Here is an 18,942-nt window from a genome sequence, read left to right as displayed (position 1 = left end):
CATGACCACGCACTCTCTGCTCGACCCCGACCACCTCCGTGCCGGGGCGCTGGCCGCCGCGGCGGCCGAACTGATCGGGCCGCTGTCCCCGGCGGCCACCCCGCACCCGCTGACCTCGCACGCCACGACGTCCCCCGGCCAGGTCGAGGCGGTGGTCGACGCGGCGACCCGGCACCCGCTGGTGCTCTGCACCGTCCTGTCCGATGTGGACACCCAGGGCCTGACCGTCCTGCCCGCGGTGAAGACCGGCGGCGGTGCGCCGCAGTCGCTGCCGGTGGTGACGTTCGCGCCGCACACCGCGGCGGGCACCGCGCTGGTGGCGGCGCTGCCACCGGCGGGCAAGGGTGACGTCACCGCCCCGTTTTCCGTGCTGGCGCGCGGGATCCGCGGCGGCGAGACCGGCGTCGGGCTGAGCACCGCTCAGCTCATCGCGGCCGTCCGGTTCGACCTCGTCGAGGGCGTGCTGGGGCGGCTGCTGACCGTGCTGCTCGACGAGAAGGGCCGGATCCGGCGCACCGCAAGGGAAATCCGCGCGTCGCGGACCCTGGCGGTGGCGAGCGGCAACGCGCTCGACCGGATCGGCGCCGACCTGTCCAGCCCGCGGTTCTCCGACGAGCTGTTCTGGGACGCCGAAGAGCAGACCCCCGCCACCCGGCCGCTCCAGCCGCCCGGCACCCGCGAGGACGACGCGTCCTACCGCGCCCGGCTGCGGATCCTGCGCGGCGTGCGGCTGCCCAGCACGCCGTGGCTCGACTCGGCGCTGGACGACTTCCTCGCCGACGTCGGCGTGCCGGGCACGGTGGGCGTCGACGAGGCGCCCGACCCGCAGCTGATCGCCCTGCGGCTGGTCGCCCCCGGCGCCCCGGCCGCCATCGGCCAGCTGCTCAACGCGATCCGGCGGGTGCACATGATCTGGCCCGCGGGCAGCACCGAAGGCGACGACGCCCACGCGCACCGCCTGCTGCCGCCGGACGTGGCCGCCCGCGTGGACACCCAGCGCGCGGCGCTCGCCACCTGGCAGGTGCAGCCCTTCCAGCCGCTCGCGCCCACCGTGGCCGAAGCACTGACCACTTTGGACCGGCGGTGCGTCCAGCTCGGGGCCCGGCCGTGGCCGAAGGTGCTCAAGGGTCAGGACAACGCCGGCGGGTCCCGGTTCGAGCTCGGGTTCGGCGCGCTGTTCGCGGCGCCGGTCGCCGCCCAGCTCGACGCCGCGGTCACCGCGGCGGGCAAGCTCAAGGACCCGAACCTGGTCCCGCAGCCGAGGTCGGCGGACCCGGCCGGAGCGTGGCTGCTCAAGGCGTGCGGCCTGCGCACGGTCGAGCAGGGCGCCGACGGCACGGTGTTCACCAGCACCGCGCCGATGGGCCCGCTCGTCGTGGACGTCGAGCCGGACGCCTCGGGCGACGTCCCGCTGACGCTGACCGCGCGGCTGGTCTCGGCCACCGACCCGGACCACGACGTCCCGGTGGTCTCCGTGATCACCGCGCTCGCGGGCAGCCAGCTGACCCCGGTCGCGGACCCGGCCGCGGTGTTGGCGGCCGCGCGGCCGACGAGCACGGTCGCCGGCCTGGACGCCGCGCTGGACGGCCGGAGCGTCCCGAAGGTGACCGACGTCGCCGCGTTCACCCGGCAGCTGGCCACCGTTTCGCCGCGCGACTACGTGCTGTTCGACCTCGGCGCCGCGCGCACCTCCGCGGTCATCGCGAACTCGGCCCTGCTGAGCCCGTTGTTCAGCACGGCGACCGCGGCCGGCGCGAGCAGCGTGGTCGCGCTGGCCACCGGCAGCGGGACGCTGGCGCTGCTGTTCGGCGTGACGGGGCTGCCGCTGGCGGGCGCCAACCTGGCGGGGGAGCACACGCTGATCCACCGCTGGCAGGTGCGCGGGCTCGGCGTCCAGCACGCCACGCTTTCGCCGAGGCGCGGCGCCGTCGTCTCGATCCCGCTCTTCAACGACGGGATCAGCGTCGTGTCGTGCGTGGTGGGACAGCGCTCCGGTGCGAACGACCCGTACACGTGGCGGCCGTCGCTGCCCGACGGGGCGCTGCTGACCCTGCGCCAGTACGAGCACCTGCTCAACATCGTCGAGCTGGCGACGCCCGTCGGCGTGCGGGCGGACACCTTCGCCATCCGGCGGCGGCACGTGGACGTGGACGGCTCCGGCCGGTCCACGGGCCTGAACATCGCCGCCGCCCGGGCCTACCGGCACTACCGCCTGGCGCCGTCCGCGCGGGCAGGACAAGGAGAGATCTCATGAGCGACGAACAGCTCGTCTACGGCGTCCCGGCACACACGATCGTCGAAGCCCTGCGCGCCGCGGGCGTCGCCGAGGACGACGTCGTCGCGGTGCTGGGCCGCGCGATCGCCCGCTCGTCCGGGCCCGGCCTGGCGGCGACGGTGAGCCCGCCGTTCGTGTTCCAGACCAGCGTCCCCCAGACGGCGCCCCAGTGCGAGCTGCACTTCGAGCCGACGTTCGCGCACCCGGACTTCGTCGACGGCGTGACGGTGGTGCAGGCGGGCGAGACGCCGACGGAGATCGGGTTCAACCACCGGTTCCACGCCATCGAGACCGACCTCGGGGGTGTCGCGGAAGCCCTGCGCACGGTCAGCAACTGCATCAAGGAGCTGCGGCTGGAGCTGTTCGGGGTGGTCCAGGAGCTGCAGGTGAAGATCACCGCGATCGACCGGCGGATCGACCCGATCAAGGACAAGACGGAGACGAAGGAGTCGAAGGAGAAGGAGAAGGACAGCAAGGAGGGCAAGGAGTCGAAGGAGAAGGAAGGCAAGGACAACAAGGAGAGCAAGGAGAAGGACAGCAAGGAAGGCAAGGAGAAGGACCGGGGCAAGGACGGGCAGAAGGAGTTCGTCGACCTCGCCGGGACCTTCCCGCCCGGTGCTTCGGGCTCCGAGTCCGCCGCGGAGGGCGACGAGCGGACGTTCATCTCGCTGGCGGACCGCCCCGACGTCGGCCGGGACGCACTGTCCGAAGAGGACAGCTGATGCTGCTGATCCTGGCCCACGCCCGCGATTCGGCCGCCCGCGCCCTGGCGGACCGCTGGGGGAGCGAGGCCCTGCTCCTGACCGTCGACGAACTGCACCGGGCCCGGTGGAGCCTTTCGGTGGACCGCGGGGGCCGGGTCCGCGCGGAACTTTCCCTCGACACTCCGGTCGCGGTGACCGGGGTGGTGAACCGGCTCGGCGTGCTCACCGACGCGGACCTGTCCCGGGTGCGCCGCGAGGACCGGGCGTACGCGGCGGCGGAGCTGACGGCCTTCCTGCTGGCGTGGCTCGACGCGTGCCCGGCCCCGGTCCTGAACCCACCCAACCCGAGGTGCCTCAACGGCCCGGCCTGGTACCCGGAGGAGTGGGCCGACGCGGCGGCCGCGGTGGGCCTGCACGTGACCCCGGTCCACCGCACGGTCCGGCTCGGCGTACCGGCACCGGCGGCCGCCCCGCCGGGACCCCACCGCGTGCACGTCGTGGGGGACGTCTGCGTGGGGGAGGTGCATCCACTCGTGGGCAGGCAGTTGCGCGCACTGGCGGAGCTGGCGGGAACACCGCTGCTGACGGCGACGGTCTCCGGCCTGGGCGCGCGAGCCGAGGTGGCGGAGCTGTCGGCCTGGCCGGACCTGGCCGACCCGGCGGTGGCGGACGCACTCGCGGTGGCACTGGGCCGGGCCGCGGGTGGCGGGGTGGCTGTGGCGGGGGAGTCGCCGGGCTTGGTGCCGGAGGCCCCGGCCGGGGTGGGGCTCGGCGGGCTGGCGGGGGAGTCGCGTGCTGCCGGGCCGGGTGGGTACCCGCCGACGACCACGCCCCGCGGCGGTCCGGGCCGTGGGGTGGCCGGTCCCGCCGGGGCTGCGCCGGGTGGGCCGGTCGACCAGCCGCCTACGACCGCGTCGAGCGGCGGTCCCGGTCGCGACGTGGCCGGGACCGCCGGGGCCGCACCCGAGCCGGGCGACGCGGCCGATGCCTCCTCCGCCGCCCACGGGGACTCCTCCGGCCTCAAGGCGGTGGCCGGATGACCATCCTGCTCTGGGGCCTGATCCGCGACCAGCCCATGTCCGCCGTCCTGACGCAGCTGCGGCGGCTCGACGCTCCCGTGCTCTTCCTCGACCAGCGGCGTGTCCTCGACACCACCGTCCAGGTCGACGCCGGCCGCACCAGCCGCACCACCGTCACCGTCGCGGGGGAGGCGTTCGACCTCGGTCGGGTGCGGGCCGCCTACGTGCGTCCGCACGACAGCACCCAGCTGCCCGGGCTGCGCGCGCGGCCGGCGTCCTCCGCGGAGTGGCGGCACGCCGTCGAGGTGGACCAGGTGCTCAACGCCTGGTCCGATCGCACCGGCGCCTACGTCCTGAACCGGCCGGAGGCCGCCGCCGGGAACGCGTCCAAGCCGTTTCAGCTGCGGGCCGTGGCCGGGGCCGGGTTCGCCGTGCCGCCGACGCTCGTCAGCAACGATCCCGATCGGGTCGCGGAGTTCGTGCGGGAACACGGCGACGTCATCGTCAAGTCGGCCAGCGGGGTGCGCAGCCGGGTGCGGCGGGTGCGGCCCACGGACCGGCTCGCGGACGTCGCCGCCTGCCCGACGCAGTTCCAGCGCCGCGTGCCCGGGACCGACGTGCGGGTGCACGTGGTCGGGGCCGAGGTGTTCGCCGCCGAGGTCGACAGCGACGCCGACGACTACCGCTACGCCCGGGCGCTGGGGCACCGCGATCCGGTGCTGACGGCGATCGACCTGCCGCCGGAGGTCACCGTCCGCTGCTTCGAGCTCGCCAAGCGGCTCGGGCTCCCGGTGGCCGGCATCGACCTGCGGCGCACCCCGGACGGCGAGTGGTACTGCTTCGAAGTCAACCCGTCGCCCGGCTTCACCTACTACGAATCGAAAACCGGCCAGCCGATCGCGGCGGCCGTCGCCGGGCTGCTCGCCGCGGCGGCGCTGTGCAAGGAGCACACCTTATGACCACAATGGACACCCGGCCGGTCGAAGAGATCCGCTTCGGCGGCGCCCGGGTCTTCGCCGCCGACCTGTTCAGCCCGGCGGAAGTCGACCAGGTCCGTGCCGCCGTCGACGCGGCGCCGGCCGGGCTGTGGCACGAAGGCACGCGCACGCCGGGGGTCGGCGGCATGGCCACGATCGGCGAGCCGCTCTACCGCAGCCGCGGCAGGCTCGGCCACTACGCGGCGTGCGCTCGGGCGGAAAACCGGGTGCTCTACCGGCACTTCCGCCTCGTGCACGAGCGCGTCGCGACGTTCTTCGAGCAGCGGTACGGGCTGCCGGTGGTCTACGCGGACGAGCTCGCCGTCCCCGGCTTCCACGTGTTCGGCTTCGACGCGCCCGGCGAGTACGCGGGCGGCGGCTGGCACGTCGACGCCCTCGAGACGCAGGCGCCGTCCCTGATCGAGCGCGGCGCCGACATCACCGCCGTGGTCACCTTCACCGTGCCGTTCGAGCTGCCGGACGGCGGCAGCGGCCTGGACCTGGAGGCCGACGTCCCGGGCGCCCCGCCCGGGCGCCGCGGCGGCGGCGAACCGATCACCGTGCCGTACCGGACCGGCACGATGGTGTTCGCGGAATCCGAGCTGTGGCACCGGATCTCCGGGTCGCGCTGCCTGACCCCCGGCCGGCGCCGCGTGACCTACCAGGGCCACGGCGTCCGCCTCGACGGCCGCTGGATCTTCTTCTGGTGACCTAAGGCGCGGCCGAGAGGTCTTCGGGCGGGGTCCACAGCGGCGCGCCCCCGGCCCGTTCGGGCAGCAGCCAGCGGTTCCGCTCGGCGGTTTCGCGGGCGATGCGCCGGAACTCCCGGACGGGTTCCGGCTCGTCGCCCGCGCGCCAGGCCACCGACCACGGGTACACCGGCTGCAGCTCCCGCGGCCGGTGCACCGGGAACCCGTGACCGGGGTAGCGGCGGGCGTAGCTGTCGAATTCGAGCAGGAACGCGCTGCCGGACGCGCGGCCGAGGGCGGCGCGGCAGTGGTCGAAGGTGCCGGGGTTGCCCAGCCAGCGCAGCGTGAGCCCGGTGTGCTGCTCGAACGAGCTCAGGTAGTGGCCGTGCACGTTGTAGAGCGCCGTGCCGGGCGCGTCCGCGAAGACCTCGATGGGACGCTCGTGCATCGACACCGACGTCCGGTCCGGGTCGCCGGGCCTGCCGACCAGCCGGAACGGCTCGAGCCGCAGCGGCGCGTGCCGCCAGCCCGCCGGGTACTCGGCCTTCAAGGCGGTCGTGACGCGGAGGATCGCGACGTCGAGGTGGTCGTCGAGCAGCGCGGCGAGCTGGCGGGCGCTGTCCATCTGGCTCTGGACCACCTCGACGCCCGGGTGGGCCGCGAGGTAGGCGTCGGTGACGACCCGGCTGGTGTCCAGCTCGAAGATGTGCGCCACCCGCAGGCGGTTCGGCGCGGGTTCGCGCAGCATCTGCCCGGCGGTGGCCAGCAGCTGCCGCGCGAGCTGCAGGAACCGCTCGCCGCGCGGGGTCAGGGTGACGTGGCGGCTGTCGCGCACCAGCAGCGGCGCCCCGACCTCGGCCTCGAGCCGGCGGATCTGCTTGGACAGCGCCGGCTGACTGATGTACAGCCGGGCGGCGGCCCGGCCGAAGTGCAGCTCGTCGGCGACCGTGACGAAGTACCGCACCAGCCTGAGGTCGAGGTCCATCCGGGCCTCCCGCGCGAGGACGGCAGTGGAGCGCCAACGATGCCACCCCGGCTATCGATGCGCACGCACCAGGTCTTGGACGGCCCGCCCCGGGTCGTGTTGGCTGCTGCCGAGACGTCGTCCCGAAAACCTGGAGGATCCGATGGCCGCCGCGGGTACCCCTGTCGTGTTCATCCACGGCCTGTGGCTCCACGCCACGTCGTGGAACCCCTGGATCGACCACTTCCGGGCCGCCGGGTACGCGCCCGTCGCGCCCGGCTGGCCGCACGAGCCCGAAACCGTCGAAGCGGCCAGAGCGCACCCGGAGGCCGTCGCGGACATCGGCATCGACGACGCGACCGGCCACTTCGCGTCGATCATCGAAGGCCTCGACCGGCCGCCGGTCGTCATCGGCCATTCGTTCGGCGGCCTGATCACCGAGAAGCTGCTCGGCCAGGGAATCGGCGCGGCCGGGGTCGCCATCGACCCGGCGCAGATCAAGGGCGTCCTGCCGCTCCCGCTGGCGCAGCTGCGGGCGGGCCTGCCGGCCCTGGGCAACCCGGCCAACCGGCACCGGTCGGTGTCGCTGACGGAAAAGGAGTTCCGGTTCGGCTTCGGCAACGCGCTGACCGACGAGGAGTCGGCCGAGCTCCACCGGCGCTGGACGATCCCGTCGCCGGCCCGGCCGCTGTTCCAGGCCGCGGCCGCGAACTTCGTGCTGCACTCCGAGGCGAAGGTCGACACCGGCCGCGAAGACCGCGGCCCGCTCCTGCTGGTCTCCGGCACCGCGGACCACACCGTCCCGGACGTGGTCACCCGCTCGACGCTCAAGCAGTACCGCGACTCCGCCGCCGTCACCGAGCTGAAGCAGTTCGAGGGGCGAGGCCACTCGCTGACGATCGACAGCGGCTGGCGGGACGTCGCCGACGCCGTCCTCGCCTGGCTGCGCGAGCACGAGGTCTGAGCCCGTGGAGCTGGATCTGGCGGGCCGGGTCGCCGTGGTCACCGGGGCCAGCCGGGGCATCGGCCTGGCCGTCACCGAAGCGCTCGTCGCCGAGGGCGTCCACGTCGTCGCCGGCGCCCGCGCGCCCGGAGCCGAGCTGGCCGCGCTCACCAGGGCCGGGAAGGCGCACGCGCTGGCCGTGGACCTCGGCACCGCCGACGGCCCCGGCCGGCTCGTGGAGCTGGCCCTGACCGAGCTCGGGCGCGTCGACGTCCTGGTCAACAACGTCGGCGCCGTCACCCCGCGGCCGAACGGCTTCCTGCTGGTCACCGACGACGAGTGGACCCGGTCGATCACCCTCAACCTGCTGAGCGCGGTCCGCGCGACGCGAGCCGTGCTGCCGACGATGGTGACCGCGGGCCGGGGCAGCATCGTCACGATCGCCTCGATCAACGCGGTCCTGCCCGACCCCGGCGTCATCGACTACAGCGCGGCGAAGGCGGCGCTGGTCAACTTCACGAAGTCGGTGTCGAAGGAGTTCGGCCCGCACGGCGTCCGCGCCAACGCGATCAACCCGGGCCCGGTCGCGACGGACCTGTGGCTCGGCACCGGCGGCGTGGCCGAAACCGTCGCGGCCGGCTCCGGCGCGACCCCCCGCGCGGTGGCCGGCGAGGCGGCCGCCCACGCCGTCACCGGCCGGTTCACCCAACCCGCGGAAGTCGCGAACCTGGCGGCTTTCCTGGCCGCCGACCGGGTCGCGGGCAACATCACGGGAGCGACCTTCACCCTCGACGGCGGGTACACCACCGAAACGCACTAAAATTCGTCCGGACCATCGGGGACGGGGGAGTGGTGACGGACGAATCCGACGAATGGTTCGCGGTGCGCTGCCTCTTCCGGTGGACGCACGCGGGCGAAGAACCGTACGAAGAGCGCATAACGCTGTGGCGGGCGGCCGACCTCGACGAGGCACAGGCGCTCGCCGAGGCGGAAGCTCGCGAGTACGCGGAGCGAGCCGAGGTGAGCTACCTCGGGCTCGCGCAGGGGTACGCGACCGGCGAAAGGGAGCTGTCGCCGGGCAGCGAGGTGTTCTCGCTGCTGCGCGACAGCTCCTTGCCGCCGGCGGAGTACCTCGACCGCCACTTCAGCACCGGCGGCGAGCACCAGGACCGCGGCTGACCCCGTAGCCCCGGAGGAACAACGCTTCGGTCAGCGCCATGGCGGCGATCTCCTCCGGGGCGACGCTTTCGTTGGGGGCGTGGATGAGCGCCTGCGGTTCCTCGACGCCGATGAGCAGGATCTCGGCGTCGGGGTAGGTGTCGGCGAAGACGGTGCAGAGCGGGATCGACCCGCCCTGCCCGAGCCGGCTCACCGGGCGGCCGTACGCGGCCCGCATCGCCTCGGCCAGCACCTGGTGGGCGGGGCCGTCGGTGGCCGCGTGGAACGGCTCGCCGATCCCCTCGACCGCCACCGACAGGTGAACGCCCCACGGCGCCGCGGCGGTCAGGTGGGCGGTCAGCGCGCCGGCCGCGTCCGCCGGCCGGACGCCCGGCGGGATCCGCAGGTTCAGCCGGGCGCGGGCGCGCGGGGTGATGGCCGCGGTGGAGCCGACGACCGGCGGGCAGTCGATGCCGAGCACCGTCAGCGACGAGCGCGCCCACAGCGTGTCCGCGACCCCGCCGCTGCCGAGCAGGGCGGCGCCGGGGGAGAGTCCCGCGTCCGTGCGGAAGCGCGCCGCCGGGTAGGGGGCGCCGGGCCAGCGGCCGTCGTTGGGCAGGCCCCGGACGGTGGTGTCGCCGTCGGCGTCGCGGAGGGTGGCGAGCACGGCGATCAGCGCGGCCAGCGCGTCCGGGGCGGGGCCGCCGAACATGCCGGAGTGCAGTTCGGTCGGCAGCGCTTCGACGGACACGACCACGGTGACCATGCCGCGCAGGCTGACCGTGACGGCGGGCTCCCCGACCGCGGCGTTCCCGGTGTCGCACACCAGGATCGCGTCGGCCCGCAGGAGGTCGGCGTGCTCGGGCACGAACGCCTCCAGGCCGCCGGTGCCCTGTTCCTCGGAGCCTTCGACGACCAGTTTGAGGTGGACCGGCAGTTCGTCGCCGAGCGCGCGCAGGGCCGTCAGGTGCATGAGGATGTTGCCCTTGCAGTCGGCGGCTCCGCGCCCGTACCAGCGTCCGTCCACTTCGGTCAGCCGGAACGGCGGGGTCCGCCACTCGGCGTCGGCGAGCGGCGGCTGGACGTCGTAGTGCGCGTACAGCAGCACGGTCGGGGCGTCCGCCCGCCCGCACGGCCGGGTGCCGACCACGGCTTGGCTGCCGTCCGGGGTCTCGGCGAGCCGGGTGTCGGCGAACCCCGCTTCGGTGAAGGCATCGGCCACCCAGACCGCCGCGCGCCGGCACTCCTCGGGCGGGAACTGCCGCGGGTCCGCGACGGACCGCATCGCGACGAGCTCCGCGAGTTCTTCGTGCGCTCGCGGCATGAGCGCGGTCACCCGGTCACGCAGGTCCACGGCCGTCACCCGCCCGTCCCGGCGGCGAACGCCAGCCGGTCGGCGTAGTCGTGGAACGCCGCCAGCCGCTCGGGGCAGTACCGCTCGATCACGGCCAGCTGACCGCGCACCGCGGTGCCGGGCGCGCGGACCGGGCGGGTGCCGGGACCGCCGGCGCCGTTGGCCAGCCCGCTGTCGCTCGCCGCCCGGGCGAGTGCGGCGGCCGGGTCGGCGCAGACGGCGGCGACGCTCGACCGGGCCGAGCGGAAGAGCCCGTACCCGGCCACCAGCAGCGCGCCGAGCGCGATGCCGACGACGACGTAGACCAGTATCCGCTGCCGCCTCGTCGAGTGTTCGTCCACAGTGGTCACGACGGGCTCACCTCCGGCTGCCGCCATGACGGCTTTCGCATGCGGTAGAACAGGAACGGCACCAGCAGGCCGAGCCCGAGCGCGCCGCCCGCGACGACGCCGAGGTACACCCACGGGTTGCCGGAGCCGAACTGCGACGGCGGGACGAACCCGACCAGCAGCGCGGCCAGCGACGCGCAGAACCCGACGCCGCAGAGGCCGAGCAGCATCGGCGCGCGGAACCCGCGCGGGTGCTCCGGGTGCTTGCGCCGCAACCGCACCGCCGCGACGAACATGAGCAGGTACACGATGAGGTACACCTGCGTGGTGATCACCGAGAAGATCCAGTAGGCGCTCGACACGTCCGGGACGAACGCGTAGCACAGGGCGATCAAGGTGGTGATCGCGCCTTGGGTGACGAGGATGTTCCGCTGCACGCCCTGTTTGTTGAGCCGCTGCAGGAACGGCGGCAGGTAGCCCTCCTGCCGGGAGATCAGCAGCAGGCCCTTCGACGGGCCGGCCAGCCAGGTGAGCATCCCGCCGAGCGAGGCCAGGACGAGCATGACGCCGATCAGGGGCGTCAGCCACTGGATGCCGAAGGTGGCGAAGACCGCGTCGAAGGCCTGCATCACCCCGGCGGTGAGGGAGAGCTGCTCGGCGGGGACGATCCAGCTGATCGCCAGCGCGGGCAGGACGAAGACGAGCAGCACGAGCCCCATCGCCAGGAACATCGCGCGCGGGAACTCCTTGCCCGGCTTGCGCAGCGAGGACACGTGCACCGCGTTCATCTCCATGCCCGAGTAGGACAGGAAGTTGTTCACGATCAGCACGAGGCTCGCCAGCCCGGCCCACGCGGGCAGCAGGTGGTCCGCCGACATCGGCGCCGCGGACGGGTGACCCTGGCCGAGGAACACGATGCCGAGCACGACCAGCAGGGCACCGGGGACCAGGGTGCCGATGACGAGCCCGCCGCCGGCGAGCCCGGCCACGCCCTTCGTGCCCCGGGAGGAGATCCAGACCCCCGACCAGTAGGCCACGACGATGACCGCGGCCGTCCACCACCCGTTGCCGGCCAGGTCCGGGTCGACGACGTAGGCCAGCGTGCTCGCGACGTAGCCGAGCAGGCTGGGGTAGTAGAAGATCGTCATCGCGAACTGGCACCACACGGCCAGGAAGCCCATCGGCTTGGAGATCCCGAGCGCCACCCAGTTGTAGACCCCGCCGGGCCAGCCCGAAGCGAGCTCGGCCGAGACGAGGGAAGTCGGCAGCAGGAACACGATCGCCGGGACGACGTAGAGGAAGACGGCCGCGAGCCCGTACACGGCCATCGTCGGCGACGGGCGCAGGCTCGCGACGGAACTGGTCGTCATGAGCGCGAGCGCGACCCAGGAGATCCACGCGGCGGCGGGCTTTCTCGCGCGGCCGGCCCCTTCGGTGGGCGGTGCGGTGCCGGACCCGCTCCGCACCGGCGTGTCGGCGCCGCTCATCGAGCCGCTCCCGCCGGTGCTGTGTGTGGTGAGGCTGTGCGGCGTGAGTTCGTGGTGGTCATGGCAGTCGGCCTCCCGGGCTCGCCTCGACGGAGGCCTCATCGTGTTCCGCCAAGGGTGAGACCGGGTCACCCGCCGGGGGTGAGACCGGAGCGCCTCACCCCCGGCGGAGGAGCCCGCCCGCCGGTCCGGTGTGCTTCGGTGGCTCGTCCGGTACGGCGAGCGGAGGACGACGATGACCCGACCCACCCTCGTGGCAGGCCGCCTCTGGGCAGGCGGCGCCGCGACAGCACTGGTCGCGGCGCTGGCGGCGATCCTGGCCGTCATCGCCGCGGACGGCTTGTTCGGCGTACCGGTGCTGGCCCCCAGCGGGGAGAACGCCTGGAGCAGCGTGGACATCGCGAGCTACGCCGCGGGCGCCGCGCTCGCAGCGTTGGCGGCCACCGGGTTGCTGCACCTGCTGCTGATCAGCACACCGCGAGCGAAGTCGTTCTTCGTGTCGATCATGCTGCTGGCGACGGTGATCGCGGTGATCGTCCCGGTCACCCTGGACAGCCCCGGCCGGCTCGCGACGGCAGCGGGCAACCTCCTCGTCGGGCTGGTGATCACCGGAACGTTGTCGGGGGTGGCCGCCGCCGCGGTGCGGCCGGCCCGGTGACGCGCCGGTCGCGTTCAGCGGCGTGTACAGGGATCCGCTGTCCCCGGGCCCCGATACTTCGGGGCATTGCCGGAGTCAGGGGGGTCCGTGGGTTCGCTCCGTCTCGACGAATGCTTCCTCGACCAAGTCCGTCGGCGGCCCGACGCCGTGGCGGTCTGTGGTGACAGCACGCTCACCTACCGGGAGCTGGCGGCCCGGGCGATCGCCGTGGCCGCCGGGCTCCAGCGGCTCGGGGTGGAGCGGGAAACCCTGGTCGGCATGGCGTTTCCGCGGGGGGTGGACGCCGTCGTCGCCGCGGTCGGGATCACCCTGGCCGGGGGTGCCTACGTGCCCATCAGCCCGGCCACGCCCGGCCGGCGGATCGGGGAGCTGCTGGCGGACAACGACATCGGGATCGTCGTGGCCGCGGACGCCGCCGGCATCGCGGCCGCCGCGCCGGAGGGGGTCGAGGTCGCCGCTCTCTCCCGGGTCGAGGCGTGGGGGAGCGGGACCGGGAGCGTCACCGCGCCGCCGCCGCTGGACGAGCGGTCGCCGCTCGCGCACGTGCTCTTCACCTCCGGCAGCACCGGGAAGCCCAAGGGCGTGCTCATCGAACACGCCGGGATCTTCCGGGTCGTCCGCGAACCGCACTTCCTCGCCTTCTCGCCCGACGACCACGTCCTGCACGCCAGCCCGCTCGAGTTCGACGCCGCGACCATGGAGATCTGGGGCGCGCTGCTCACCGGTGCCCGGTTGTGCATCGTCGATCCGGCGACCGTCGTCGTGCCGGTGCGGTTCGCCGCCGCGCTGCGGGAGCACCGGGTCACCTGGGCGTTCGTGACTTCGGCGCTGTTCAACCAGCTCGTCGACGACGAACCCGCGATCTTCGCGCCGCTGGGGAAGGTGTTCACCGGCGGGGACGTCGTGTCGCCGCGGCACCTCGAGCTGGCGCGCACGCACTCCCCGGGGCTGGCCCTCCACGCCGCGTACGGGCCGACCGAGAACACCATCTTCACCAGTGTCCACCCGATCGACGCCGAGCCGGCCGGGCCGGTGCCCCTCGGCAGGCCGCTCGACGGCACCACCGTGCTCGTGCTCGACGAACACCGCGTCCCGGTGGCGCCGGGCGTGGTCGGCGAGCTCTGCACCGGCGGGTCCGGCGTCGCGCGCGGCTACCTCAACCGGCCCGAGCTGACCGCCGACCGCTTCGTCGAGGTCGGCGGCGAGCGGTACTACCGCTCCGGCGACCAGGCGCACCAGGACGCCGACGGCCTGCTGCACTTCCACGGCCGGGTCGACGGGCAGGTGAAGATCCGCGGCCACCGCATCGAGATCGCCGAGGTGATCACGGCGCTGTACGCGGTGACCGGGGTGCGCGACGCCTACGCCCGCCCGGTCGGCGACACCGTGCAGGACAAGCGGCTGGTCGCCTACCTCGTCGCGCCGGACACCGACGAGGCGGCCGTCCGGGCGGAGCTCGCGGCGGTCCTGCCGGACTACCTGGTGCCCGACCAGTTCGTCTGGCTGGACCGGCTTCCGTTGAACGCCAACGGGAAGGTCGACACCGCCCGGTTGCCCGCGCCCGGTGCCGTGCGGGCCAAGGTGCGGCACACCGAGGCGGAGGGACGGCTCGCCGAGCTGTGGGGCGAGGTGCTCGGCCTGCCGGCGGACACCATCGGCCCGGCCGAGGACTTCCTGGCCATCGGCGGGAATTCGCTCAAACTCGGTGCGCTGCTGGGCCGGCTGGACCGGCGGCTCGGCGTCCGGCTCGGGTACGCCGACGCCCTCCGCACCCGCACCCTCGCCGGGATGACCGCGGCACTGGCCGGCGCGGCCACCGGCCACGCGCCGCCGATCCCCGAACCCGCCCCGGGCAGCCAGGTGCCGCTGCACCCGCGCCAGCTCGCGCTCTACGCGCACTGGGCGGCCGACCCGGACTCCGTCGCCTACAACGTGCCGGTGCGGCTGCGGCTGCGCGGCCCCGTCGATCCGGCGCGGCTGCGGCAGGCCGTCGAGGCGCTGGCCGGCCGGCACGACGCCCTGCGGATGAGCTTCGTGCTCGCCGAGGGCGGGGTGCGCCAGATCGCTAAGGCCGGCGCCGAGGCCGGCTTCGAGGTGCTCGACGAGCCGGTGCCGGACGTGCTCGGCCGGTTCGTGCGCCCGTTCCGGCTCGACCGGCCGCCGCTGCTGCGCGCGCTGCTGGTCCCGGCCGGGCCCGGCGCGCACGACCTGTACCTGGACACCCACCACATCGTGCTCGACGGCCTCTCGCTGCGAGTCCTCGTCGCCGACCTGCTCGGCCTCTACCTGGGTGACGAACCACCCGCGCCGGAGCCGAGCTTCGCCGCGGCCGCGCGGTGGTGCCACGACCGCGGCGACGACCCGGCGGCGGAGGCCTTCTGGCTGGCCGAACTCGCCGATCCGCCGACCGCGGACCTGCCGCTCGACCGCCCGCGCGGCACCCAGCGGGCGACGCGGGGCGCGGTGGCCCGCCGCGAGCTGCCCGCGGCCGAGCTCGCCCGCGTCGAAGAAGTCGCGCGGCAGGCCGGCACGACACCGTTCACCGTCGTCCTCACCGCCTACGTCGCGGCGCTCGCCCGGCGCACCGGGCAGCACGACTTCGTCGTCGGCACCCCGACGAGCGGGCGCACCGCCCACCCCGACCTGGATCGGGTGGTCGGCATGTTCGCGAACGTCGTTGGCCTGCGGGCGCGACCGGCCGCCGGCCGCGACCTCGGCGAGCTGCTGCGGGACCTGGACGGCCGGCGCGCCGCCGCACTGTCCTATCCGGACTACCCGGCCGAGCTGCTGGCGAAGCGGCTGGGCTTGGCCCGCGACCCCGCCCGCAACGCGCTCTTCGACGCCGTTTTCGCCTACCAGGACCTGGAGTTCTACGAGTTCGCCGACGGCGGCGTCGAGGTGTCGGCCGAGCTGCTCAACCCGGGCACCACCCGCTACGACCTCAACCTGCAGGCCTACCGGCGCCCGGACCGGCTGGTGCTCGACCTCGAATACGCCACCGGCCTGTTCGACCGCGACAGCGCGGAGCACCTGCTCGACGAGTGCCTGCGGGCACTGGCCGAACTGGCCGCCGATCCCCGGACGCCGGTGTTCGGCGCGGCGCCGACGAACGCGACTCCGGCAGAGAGGGCCCCGGTCCGATGACCACCAGCAGCTGCCTGCACGAGCTGTTCACCGCCCAAGCCCGGCGCACCCCGGACCGGGTCGCCGTCAGCGACGGGACGCGTGCGCTGACCTACCGCGAACTCGACGCGGCGGCGGACCGGCTCGCAAGCCGGTTGCGCGTCGCCGGAGTGGGGCCCGGGGTGCTCGCCGGTCTGTGCGCCGACCGCGACGCCGACCTCGTCGTCGCCGTCCTCGGCGTGCTCAAGGCCGGGGGCGGCTACGTGCCGCTCGACCCGCGGTACCCGGCCGACCGGCTCGAGTTCGTCCTCGCCGACTGCCGCTGCCCGGTCGTCGTCGGGCAGCGCCGGTTCGCCGACCGGGTGCCCGGCGTGCCGTTCGTCGCCCTCGACGACCCCGGTGCCGCGGAGGTGGAGCCGGTGGACGTGCGGCCGGAAGACACCGCGTACGTCATCCACACCTCCGGCTCCACCGGCAAGCCCAAGGGCGTCGTCGTCAGCCACGCCAACGTGACGCGGTTGTTCGAGGTGACCCGCGCCGAGTTCGGCGTCACCGAAACCGACACCTGGACGCTGTTCCACTCCTACGCGTTCGACTTCTCCGTGTGGGAGCTGTGGGGCGCGCTGCTGCACGGCGGCCGCGTCGTCGTGGTGCCCTACGCGGTCAGCCGGGACCCCGAGGCGTTCTGGCGGCTGCTCGTCGAGCAGCGGGTCACCGTGCTGAGCCAGACCCCGTCGGCCTTCCGCCAGCTGATCCGCGCCGCGGGCGCGGCCGGCTGGCCGGACACCGCGCTGCGGCTGGTCGTGTTCGGCGGCGAGGCCCTCGAACCGGCCGCGCTCGTGCCCTGGTTCGACCGCTACGGCGACCGCGAGCCGCGGCTGGTCAACATGTACGGCATCACCGAAACCACGGTGCACGTCACCGCGCGGCCGCTCACCCGCGAAGACACCGACGGCCGGGGCAGCCCGATCGGGGCGCCGTTAGCCGACCTCCGGGTCAGCCTCCTCGACGAGGACCTGCGGCCTGTGCCCCCGGGCGAGCCAGGCGAAGCGTACGTCGGCGGCGCCGGCGTCACCGGCGGCTACCTCGGGCGGCCCGGGCTGACCGCGCGCCGGTTCGTGCCCGATCCGGCCGGCCCGCCGGGCGCGCGCCGCTACCGCACCGGCGACCTCGCGGCCGTGCGGGACGGCGAGCTGACGTTCCTCGGCCGCGTCGACGACCAGGTCCAGTTCCGCGGTTTCCGGGTCGAGCCCGCGGAAATCGAAGCCGCGCTCACCGGGCTGCGCGGCGTGAGCGCCGCCGCCGTCGTCCTCCGGCACGACCAGGACGGCGAAGCGCACCTGGCCGGGTTCGTCGTCACCACGGCCGACCCGCGCGAGCTGCGGGCCGCGCTGGCCGGGAAGCTGCCCGCGCACCTGGTGCCGTCGACCCTCACCGCCCTCGACGCGCTTCCGCTGACCGCCAACGGAAAGCTCGACCGCGCGGCGCTGCGGGCCGGGGAAGACCGCGCGGAACCGGCCACAGTGGACACCGGCGGCGAGCCGGCCGAGGTGCTCGCGGCCATCTGGGCGAGCGTGCTCGGCGTCGGCCACGTCGGCCCGGACGACGACTTCTTCGCGCTGGGCGGTGATTCCATGACCGCGATCCGCGTCGTGTCGAAGGCCCGCGAGGCGGACATCGCGCTCAGCGTGCACGGCGTGTTCCAGCACCCCACGATCGCCGGGCTGGTCGCGGCCGGACTGGACGGTGCCGCCGGGAGCGTCCCGGAAACCGCGCCGGAGGAGAGCGTGTACCCGGCCGCGCTCCTGCAGGTCGGCCTGATCTACGAGTGCGAGATCACCGAAGACCCCACGCTGTACCACGACCTCAGCGCGGTCCGGCTGTCGGGACCGCTCGACGAGGACGCGCTACGCCGCGCCCTGGACGCGCTGTCCGGCCGCCACGAACTGCTGCGCACGTCCTTCGACCTGGTCGGCCACGCGGAGCCGATGCAGCGGGTGCACGCCACCGCGCCGATCCCGCTGACCCTGCTCGACGCGCCCGCCGCGGCCGATCCCGCCGCCGCGCTCGAGCGGTGGTGGGCGGAGCAGTGGCGGCGGCCGTTCGACCTGGCCGAGGCGCCGCTGGCCCGGTGCCACGTGCTGCGGCACGCGGACGGCACCTGGCACCTCGCGGTCTCGGTGCACCACTCGGTGGTCGACGGGTGGAGCTTCGCCGTGGTGCTGGCCGACCTGCTCCAGGCCTACGACCACGAACTCGGCGGGAGCGCGCCGATCGCCGCGCCACCCGCGGCGCGCTACCGCGACTTCGTGGTGCTGGAACGGAAAGCGGCCGCCGACCCGGAGACCGCCGCCTACTGGAAACGCCTGCTCGACGGCTACTCGCCCGCTCCACTGTGGACGAACGGGGTGACCGACGGGGAAACGACACTGTCCGTGCCGCTCGCGGCGTCCCTGACCGCGCAGGTGCGCCGGCTCGCGGTCAAGACCGGCGTGCCGCCGAAGTCGGTCTACCTCGCCGCCCACCTCCGCATGCTCGGCGAGCTCACCGGGACCACCGACGTGCTCACCGGGCTGGTGACGAACGGCCGTCCCGAGCACAGCGGCGCCGAGGCCGTGGTCGGCATGTTCGTCAACACCCTCCCGCTTCGGCTGGAGCTGCCGTCCGGTTCGTGGCGCTCGCTGGTCCGCGCCGCGTTCGAAGCCGAGCGGGCGCACCTGCCGCACCGGCACTTCCCGCCGGGCGAACTCCGCGCGGTGACCGGGTTCGGGCCGCCGGACGCGCTGTTCAACTACGCCGACTTCCGCGCCTACGACGGGGTCGACGGCGTCCGGGCGATCCGCGCGCACGAGTGGTGGTTCGGCGACCGCAACGGTTTCCCGCTTTCGCTGACGGTCGCGCGGCGGCCGGCGGCACCGGAGTGGGACCTGTCCGTGCGGGTCGCCGCGGGCCACGGCGGCGCCGCGCTGGCGGAAACGGCGTCCGGGCTGCTGCTCGCCGCGCTCGGGCGGATCGTGGCCGACCCCGACCAGAACCCCGCAGGAGGACCGAAGTGACCCACGTGGTCGTCGTCAACGACGAGGAGCAGTACTCGATCTGGCCGAGCGGCCGCCCGCTCCCGCCCGGCTGGCACGACGCCGGCCGGACCGGCACCGAAGACGAGTGCGTCGCCTACATCGAGCGGGTGTGGCACGACATCCGGCCCCGGAGCGTCCGCGACCGCCAGCCGGGCTGAAGGGGACTTTCCTGGCACCAGACGAGC

General features: G+C 74.3%; 16 protein-coding genes. 12 read left to right on the top strand and 4 right to left on the bottom strand.

What is annotated here, in order from left to right; all coding sequences use genetic code 11:
* Position 1 precedes the first annotated feature (1 nt).
* From AB5J73_RS38985 to AB5J73_RS38965, 5 genes are read left to right on the top strand one after another with little or no spacing between them, the layout of a single operon-like run.
* Entirely contained in the window at positions 2-2,254 is a 2,253-nt protein-coding gene (locus tag AB5J73_RS38985) for a hypothetical protein (protein WP_370963848.1), read from the top strand.
* Positions 2,251-2,997 carry a hypothetical protein gene (locus AB5J73_RS38980; RefSeq protein WP_370963846.1) on the top strand — a complete coding sequence of 249 codons (747 nt, stop codon included), beginning with the start codon at positions 2,251-2,253 and terminating at the stop codon, positions 2,995-2,997. The genes AB5J73_RS38985 and AB5J73_RS38980 overlap by 4 nt, the downstream gene beginning before the upstream one ends.
* The gene (locus AB5J73_RS38975) at positions 2,997-4,019 is read left to right on the top strand and encodes a hypothetical protein (protein ID WP_370963844.1); all 1,023 of its coding nucleotides are present in this window, start codon (positions 2,997-2,999) and stop codon (positions 4,017-4,019) included. The genes AB5J73_RS38980 and AB5J73_RS38975 overlap by 1 nt, the downstream gene beginning before the upstream one ends.
* The gene (locus AB5J73_RS38970; protein WP_370963843.1) at positions 4,016-4,957 is read left to right on the top strand and encodes a RimK family alpha-L-glutamate ligase; all 942 of its coding nucleotides are present in this window, start codon (positions 4,016-4,018) and stop codon (positions 4,955-4,957) included. The genes AB5J73_RS38975 and AB5J73_RS38970 overlap by 4 nt, the downstream gene beginning before the upstream one ends.
* Positions 4,954-5,685, top strand: a complete 732-nt coding sequence (locus AB5J73_RS38965) for a hypothetical protein (protein WP_370963841.1) — start codon at positions 4,954-4,956, stop codon at positions 5,683-5,685. The genes AB5J73_RS38970 and AB5J73_RS38965 overlap by 4 nt, the downstream gene beginning before the upstream one ends.
* Position 5,686: 1 nt before the next feature.
* Here AB5J73_RS38965 and AB5J73_RS38960 read toward each other — a convergent pair whose 3' ends face one another.
* On the bottom strand, positions 5,687-6,649 hold the full coding sequence (locus AB5J73_RS38960) for a LysR family transcriptional regulator (RefSeq protein ID WP_370963839.1): 963 nt from the start codon (positions 6,647-6,649) through the stop codon (positions 5,687-5,689).
* A gap of 142 nt (positions 6,650-6,791) precedes the next feature.
* Between AB5J73_RS38960 and AB5J73_RS38955 the strand changes: the two genes are divergently transcribed.
* The 3 genes from AB5J73_RS38955 to AB5J73_RS38945 are packed head-to-tail and all read left to right on the top strand — an operon-like array spanning position 6,792 to position 8,750.
* Positions 6,792-7,592: an alpha/beta hydrolase gene (locus AB5J73_RS38955; RefSeq protein WP_370963837.1), complete on the top strand. Its 801-nt coding sequence runs from the start codon at positions 6,792-6,794 to the stop codon at positions 7,590-7,592.
* Positions 7,593-7,596: 4 nt separating this feature from the next.
* On the top strand, positions 7,597-8,391 hold the full coding sequence (locus AB5J73_RS38950) for an SDR family NAD(P)-dependent oxidoreductase (protein WP_370963836.1): 795 nt from the start codon (positions 7,597-7,599) through the stop codon (positions 8,389-8,391).
* Positions 8,392-8,423: 32 nt separating this feature from the next.
* Positions 8,424-8,750, top strand: a complete 327-nt coding sequence (locus AB5J73_RS38945; protein ID WP_370963834.1) for a hypothetical protein — start codon at positions 8,424-8,426, stop codon at positions 8,748-8,750.
* On the opposite strand, the gene AB5J73_RS38940 is transcribed toward AB5J73_RS38945, so the two are convergent.
* The 3 genes from AB5J73_RS38940 to AB5J73_RS38930 are packed head-to-tail and all read right to left on the bottom strand — an operon-like array spanning position 8,716 to position 11,899.
* The gene (locus tag AB5J73_RS38940) at positions 8,716-10,092 is read right to left on the bottom strand and encodes a dipeptidase (RefSeq protein ID WP_370963832.1); all 1,377 of its coding nucleotides are present in this window, start codon (positions 10,090-10,092) and stop codon (positions 8,716-8,718) included. The two genes, AB5J73_RS38945 and AB5J73_RS38940, sit on opposite strands and share 35 nt — an antisense overlap.
* Positions 10,089-10,433, bottom strand: a complete 345-nt coding sequence (locus tag AB5J73_RS38935) for a hypothetical protein (RefSeq protein ID WP_370963831.1) — start codon at positions 10,431-10,433, stop codon at positions 10,089-10,091. Before AB5J73_RS38935 ends, AB5J73_RS38940 begins: the two co-directional genes overlap by 4 nt.
* Positions 10,430-11,899 carry an APC family permease gene (locus tag AB5J73_RS38930; RefSeq protein ID WP_370963830.1) on the bottom strand — a complete coding sequence of 490 codons (1,470 nt, stop codon included), beginning with the start codon at positions 11,897-11,899 and terminating at the stop codon, positions 10,430-10,432. Before AB5J73_RS38930 ends, AB5J73_RS38935 begins: the two co-directional genes overlap by 4 nt.
* A 235-nt stretch (positions 11,900-12,134) precedes the next feature.
* Between AB5J73_RS38930 and AB5J73_RS38925 the strand changes: the two genes are divergently transcribed.
* The 4 genes from AB5J73_RS38925 (at position 12,135) to AB5J73_RS38910 (ending at position 18,915) form a co-directional block, all read left to right on the top strand.
* Positions 12,135-12,557: a DUF6069 family protein gene (locus AB5J73_RS38925; RefSeq protein ID WP_370963828.1), complete on the top strand. Its 423-nt coding sequence runs from the start codon at positions 12,135-12,137 to the stop codon at positions 12,555-12,557.
* 87 nt (positions 12,558-12,644) lie between these two features.
* Positions 12,645-15,701 (top strand): amino acid adenylation domain-containing protein, encoded by a 3,057-nt coding sequence (locus tag AB5J73_RS38920; protein WP_370963826.1) that lies wholly within the window; start codon positions 12,645-12,647, stop codon positions 15,699-15,701.
* Entirely contained in the window at positions 15,698-18,736 is a 3,039-nt protein-coding gene (locus AB5J73_RS38915; protein ID WP_370963824.1) for an amino acid adenylation domain-containing protein, read from the top strand. Before AB5J73_RS38920 ends, AB5J73_RS38915 begins: the two co-directional genes overlap by 4 nt.
* On the top strand, positions 18,733-18,915 hold the full coding sequence (locus AB5J73_RS38910) for an MbtH family protein (protein WP_370963822.1): 183 nt from the start codon (positions 18,733-18,735) through the stop codon (positions 18,913-18,915). Before AB5J73_RS38915 ends, AB5J73_RS38910 begins: the two co-directional genes overlap by 4 nt.
* Positions 18,916-18,942: the final 27 nt, after the last annotated feature.

This window comes from Amycolatopsis sp. cg9 (genome assembly GCF_041346945.1).
Taxonomy (GTDB): Bacteria; Actinomycetota; Actinomycetes; order Mycobacteriales; family Pseudonocardiaceae; genus Amycolatopsis.
The sequence above is the reverse complement of the archived record's forward strand: the minus strand, read 5'-3'. Positions and strand labels throughout refer to the sequence as shown.

Coding starts and splice junctions, on each gene's coding strand:
- AB5J73_RS38925 (WP_370963828.1), top strand. CDS start 12,135: ATGACCCGACCCACCCTCGTGGCAGGCCGCCTCTGGGCAGGCGGCGCC.
- AB5J73_RS38960 (WP_370963839.1), bottom strand. CDS start 6,649: ATGGACCTCGACCTCAGGCTGGTGCGGTACTTCGTCACGGTCGCCGAC.
- AB5J73_RS38975 (WP_370963844.1), top strand. CDS start 2,997: ATGCTGCTGATCCTGGCCCACGCCCGCGATTCGGCCGCCCGCGCCCTG.
- AB5J73_RS38985 (WP_370963848.1), top strand. CDS start 2: ATGACCACGCACTCTCTGCTCGACCCCGACCACCTCCGTGCCGGGGCG.
- AB5J73_RS38915 (WP_370963824.1), top strand. CDS start 15,698: ATGACCACCAGCAGCTGCCTGCACGAGCTGTTCACCGCCCAAGCCCGG.
- AB5J73_RS38970 (WP_370963843.1), top strand. CDS start 4,016: ATGACCATCCTGCTCTGGGGCCTGATCCGCGACCAGCCCATGTCCGCC.
- AB5J73_RS38930 (WP_370963830.1), bottom strand. CDS start 11,899: ATGAGCGGCGCCGACACGCCGGTGCGGAGCGGGTCCGGCACCGCACCG.
- AB5J73_RS38965 (WP_370963841.1), top strand. CDS start 4,954: ATGACCACAATGGACACCCGGCCGGTCGAAGAGATCCGCTTCGGCGGC.
- AB5J73_RS38955 (WP_370963837.1), top strand. CDS start 6,792: ATGGCCGCCGCGGGTACCCCTGTCGTGTTCATCCACGGCCTGTGGCTC.
- AB5J73_RS38980 (WP_370963846.1), top strand. CDS start 2,251: ATGAGCGACGAACAGCTCGTCTACGGCGTCCCGGCACACACGATCGTC.